The 5,225-nt window shown below is 53.7% G+C and carries 2 protein-coding genes and 1 pseudogene; all 3 read right to left on the bottom strand.

Going from position 1 to position 5,225, the window contains the following annotated elements:
• A partial coding sequence (locus F459_RS0121640; RefSeq protein WP_154651774.1) for a hypothetical protein occupies positions 1-3,606 on the bottom strand: 3,606 nt, incomplete at its 3' end.
• A 39-nt stretch (positions 3,607-3,645) separates the two neighbouring features.
• Positions 3,646-3,789, bottom strand: a complete 144-nt coding sequence (locus F459_RS24080) for a hypothetical protein (RefSeq protein WP_020614733.1) — start codon at positions 3,787-3,789, stop codon at positions 3,646-3,648.
• Positions 3,782-5,225: pseudogene (locus F459_RS24335) on the bottom strand (hypothetical protein); the annotation flags it as partial. The gene F459_RS24080 and the pseudogene F459_RS24335, both read right to left, overlap by 8 nt.

Genomic DNA, 5,225 nt, shown 5'->3' with positions numbered 1-5,225 from the left:
TATCACCGGAGTTTCCCTGGATGCCACAAAGTCCACGCCATCATGGGTCCAGGTCGGGGTATACGGATCATTAAACAGCGTCGATATCCCCGCGTAATACTCCTCTCCCCCTGGTTGCTCCCATGTGTATGGACTCCTCTCCCTCACCCTCGGTGCAAAGCCGGGGTTATCACGAATATTCACCTCGATCCGCGGGGAACAGGATATGGTATGCCCCGCATACGGATTCATCTCCCACAGCCCCATCTTCCTGAGGTGCTGCAGAAAATAGACCGGGTGCACATGCCACAGCTGCGCAGCGTTATCAATCCCGGGAAGATCCTTTATCCCCGCCCAGATATCCATGGCATCCATCACCGCTCTCGTATGTTCCACCAGGTCGTCGTCATTATCAAGCTCATGCTCATCCAGCTGGCTTTGGTAATCATCACCATACAGCTCCCGGTTCCATTCAAAGGGAAACTGACAGCCCAGACGCCTTAAAGCCCGTACGATATCGCCATTGTTCCCCTCATCCTGGTGATTGAAGATCCTCCGCAGTTCACTTCCCCTGACCACTCCGTCCCGGTCCATATCCAGGGGCGCAAGCACTTCGTTCGCGATATCGCAGAAGATATCCTCATCGCTTTCCCCCTCCTTGATGGTGAAAAACTCATCCCACGCCAGAAGGTCCTTTTTATACCCGTCCGCCGTCTGCCTCGGCAGATAGTAAACCCCGTCTCCCAGGGGAAATCCCGTATACTCCGCATTATGACGGTCCACAAGGCTTATTGACTGCTCCGGCCTGATCACCGCTTCACCGGTCCGCTCGATCCCCTGTAGCGGCCTTTCCGCCATCGTGTACAGCTCAGGGTTCTCTTCGTACCAGGCCACGCTGATGGCCGAATTGGTGACCATTGTCTGGTCGTCCGGTTTGGAGATTGCCTGGCTAAAAGGACCGGTCTCCTCTATCCAGAAGCGGAAGGCATCCTCCTCCAGCTCCTGCCGGTCAATCACCAGACCCATATAGCCGGTGCTTCCCGGCGCATGCTCGGCAAAGATCTTTCCCTGCACCAATGCCCCGTTTCGGAAAACATGCACTCTCATTCCCTCTGCTCCGGGTTCATTCCGCCCGCCGGCAAAATCGATCCGTGTAAAAGAAAGATAGGCCTCGCTGATGCGTTCGGCCACCCGATAGAACCGGTGGTTTCTTACATATTCGGCGGTTCCAAGACCTCCAAGGGTTTCCGGGTCGGTAACCGGGGTAAGTTCGGAGGTCTTGAAATAGACGATCATCCGGGATATTTGTACCTCCCGTGCCTGCAGACAGGGGACCGTTCCCCGCTGGTCACCTTGCGGGGCATGGAGCGTCAAGGTGCTCCCCCGGGGAAGATACAGGAACTGCTCAGGCAGGCTTTGAGGCTGGCGGTAAGCGATTCCCAAGGGTAACAGGTAGCGGTCCCATCGCTTTCCCCCTGCCTCGGGCCATTCTTTAAAGAACAGACTCAGGTGGTAGAAATCCCGATCCCCCTCCAGCTCTCCGCCATACCCTAAAAGATCGTTCACACCGACCTCGACGGGATCGTCGGGAATCTGAATGTCGTCGGACAGCTCAAAGCCCTCTTTTACCGCGCTCTTTACCTCGATTCCGCGAAAGGCCTGGGAAAGCACATAGCGTACCAGACCATTTTCCAGCTGTACCGGTACCATGGTGTAACTGTTCGGGTTGGAGAGAAACCCATCGGCATTCATGAGCTTCATGGTCTTGCCAACTGCCAGTACCTGCCGGGGATTTCCCTTGGGCCGTCCAGAATCAAAGATCTCTCCCGAATCGTAGAGTACAATTCCCGGATGGGAAAGCCGTACCGTATCACCCTCGTAATAGGGATGCAGGGCAACCTTGCCGTGCTCTCCCCGTTCAAGGGCAAGCTCTTCCGCCCGCACGTACCACTCGGAATCTTCATCCTCGGGAACCTGAAATTTGACAAAAAACAGGTTGTGGCCGTGAATCCCCGACAACTGCGCCGAAGGCCCGTTCCCGGCCGCTTCCTCTATCACAACCGTATCACCTTTTTCAAAGATTTCTGTGTAGCTCATGGTATACAGCTTGAGAGCCGAAAGGGCTCGGTCCAGCTGGCGAAACTCCAAACCCTCTGTCCGAAACCGGGAAAAATCATCTGCATCCACAAAGGCCACCGGAAGATACTCCTCATCAGTGGTAAACAGATATCGATCACCATCGGAAAAAGGAGGACGGGCAAAGCTTTCCGGATCGTACATGCGGCGGCGATAGCGCTCGTTGACGATCACCATGAGTTCGGAATCCCCGGCTTTTGCATAGTTGGGTTGCCTGTCCCTGTTGCTGAATATCGGACCGGTCTCTTCAAAGACAGTAAAGGGACGGACAATCTGCCGGGAATACAAATCAGGATTATAGCGGGTTACACCGTTTTGCATTACTTCCAGATACGCTTTAAAGCTGATGATCTTGTAGAGATCATCGGGAATGGCAGTTCCTCGTGCTTCAACGGCGGTGGCTGCATAACAATCGGTGGTAATCTCATATCCACTATCACCATGTTGAAGGCAATCACCATGAACAAATCCGGTAATCTCCCGGGATTCTACACCCCTCCCATGGGGAAGACGAATCTTGATGATATTCTGCTGATACTGCCAGCTGCTTTCTTCCCTTGCATCCTCGACAACGGTGATTCCCCCCATATGTGTTCCTGCCGGAATAAACCCCATGCGGTTTTCTTCCAAATCATCGTAGTCCAGGGTTTGGGGCCGGTAGAGGACCGCATCGGCATCTCCTGTTTTAAGGGTCATGGGGCTTGTCGCCCTTCCGAGATAAATCCGTCGGACAGAAATCCTTTCCCGGACGTTTTTTACCGGATCGATCATCGCCAGGATGGTTACATTGTCTTCCAGTTCGTTCCGGTTGTATGAGCGATAAAAGCACTGCTGATCTGCAACTTCATAATCACAGCCGGGAAGAAGCTCGATGTCGACACCTCGTTCCTGTTTGTAGACCATGGCCCGTATCCCGGTAGTATCAATCTCCTTTGCAACCCGGAACAGCCAATCCCGGTAAAAAGGGGTGCGATGATTCAGGGTAAATGTCGACACGTTACAGTAGTCATCGGGAAAGGCATAAACGCCATCGGGAAGCAGATGCATTGTCAATGAAAAGAATTCAAGGGTACTTTCATTTCCCTGATCGCCGTCGGCAGGAAGAGGCAGTTCATGCTTGATGAGCACAAAACAATGTGATCCGGGTTTTGTTGTATCGGCATATTCCTCTTTAAGGGTATATAGTTCAATCGCCTCGTTTTCTTCAAGCAGTTCGTAGCAGTCAGCTTCCAAGATCCCTGACGGCTCCAGACGCTTCCCCATTTCCTGTATATGTTCATATTCTCGCTTGGAAAGAGATTTCAGCAGGGGGATCTCGCAATTGCTTTCTGCGATGCGATAAGCGGCAAGAGTTCCATTGGACAGAGGATGAATTGCTTTTTCTCTGGAGCGGAGATGGATTCCCCCATGCCAGCAGTTGTTTACCCCGACGGGGAAAAATCCCCCGTCAAGACGCTCGTTTTCCCGAAACACCGCCACAGCTTCGTGCAAGTTTAAAGGATACCGAACCATTTCAACTCCTCCCTGTTTTTACTTCGATGCTCCGCTTTGTTCGGCATCGATAATAACAATGATTTCTTTACTGGAAGAAATGGTAATCGGTTTTGCCATATCACTTTCGCTTATCCTGATCACCTCGGGCTTCCCTTCTTCTTCGTTTTGGGTGTTATCCATTGCTATTCTCCTTGCGGCTGAAGGTAATGGTATATGCTCCGGGAATTAATCCGTTCTCTTCAATGATTCCCTGATCGTCACTTTCGCCCTGAAGCTCTGTACCATCAGGCAGGAGGAGGGTATACGGTATTTGCTTGCGGGGTTTATTCCTTGCTGAGAGAAGACGCATCCGCACATCCTGCCCCATCTCGATCACCCCGCTCCGGTGCTTTCCACAGCGAAAGGCCCAGGCCACAAAAAAGAACTTAGGCTTCTCGGTTAAAGGCTTCTGCGGGTCAGGCACATACACGTACTTCCACTTCACCTCTGCCCGGCCGCGTTCCACCACGGTTGACAGCTCCGCTATCTTCGGGTCCACCTCAGGGTCGGCCCCTTCCGGATAGATCATGAAGTACACCGGGCTCCTGAGTCCGTTCTGACTCTCCACATTCGCAGAGAGCGTTACCTCTTCTCCCACCGTGGCAGTAGAAGCACTCCACTGGGGGCTGGAGATACTCCGCTCATCCTTCAAGGCATTGGGCGTCCCCCTGGGCGCCACCACCTGGGTGGTGTTCACCACAAACCCTCCATCCCGCCTGTACTGCTCGGGATCAAAGCCCGGCGGCATAAACGGGATGGCCACCGCCGTCCCAAAGGCAAAGATGCTGCAGTTCTCGGCCGGCTGCGGATCGGTGCAGGTCTTCACCTTCGCTCCCAACACCGCCGCCTCCTTCCCGTTGATCTTCACACTTCCAATGGTGCCGGATGTTACCTCTCCCTCATTGTTCGGGTTCTTCTTGAACTTCACCCCTCCTATGGGAATGTGGCCCGGGGAAAAGGCCGACTTCGACCCCTTCACCGCGGCAGGTTTGTTGTTTACCGTTACATCACTGGACAGCCCGTCTGCAAGCTTTCCCACATAGGGGTGGGGCAGCTTCGGCAGGGTCTTCCACCCCTTGCTCGTGGGTATCTGCACATCGTGCTTATCAACCCCTACAACCGGGTCGTCCTGCTTTGCCACCTGCTTGCCTTCCGCCGTTACTCCGGTGCTCCCCTTGATGGCGATCTTCGAACCTTCAAAGACGGCATTCCCTCCGGCCTTGATGCTCATATCACCTGAGGCATCAAGGCCCACATTCCCCTTTGAGCTGGCCTTCAGATTTGCGTTTGCCTTGATGATGGCCTGGCTGGATGAAGCGGTAAGCTTTCTGCACTTGATGTTGATGTCCCCAAGTTCGTTGACGATCTGAATGCCGGCCGATGAGAGGCTGATCCTCATCTTCCCCTCTTTGGCGCTGATCACAAGCTCCTCTTCTCCTTCCTTGTCGTTCATCATGATCTCAAGGCCGCTTCTTGTCCTGATGTACTTCTTGTCGTTGGCTCCGTCCTGCTCGTAGTAGGGAGGGGTCCGTTTGGTGTGCACCGAGCCGATGACAAAGGGGCAGTTGGGATTGTTG

Origin of the sequence: Sediminispirochaeta bajacaliforniensis DSM 16054 (genome assembly GCF_000378205.1) — a bacterium.
Taxonomy (GTDB): domain Bacteria; phylum Spirochaetota; class Spirochaetia; order DSM-16054; family Sediminispirochaetaceae; genus Sediminispirochaeta; species Sediminispirochaeta bajacaliforniensis.
This window is presented reverse-complemented; position numbering and strand designations above follow the sequence as displayed.

Bases quoted from the DNA above. Each gene is read 5' to 3' on its own strand.
- F459_RS24080 (WP_020614733.1), bottom strand. From the start codon at position 3,789: ATGGATAACACCCAAAACGAAGAAGAAGGGAAGCCCGAGGTGATCAGG.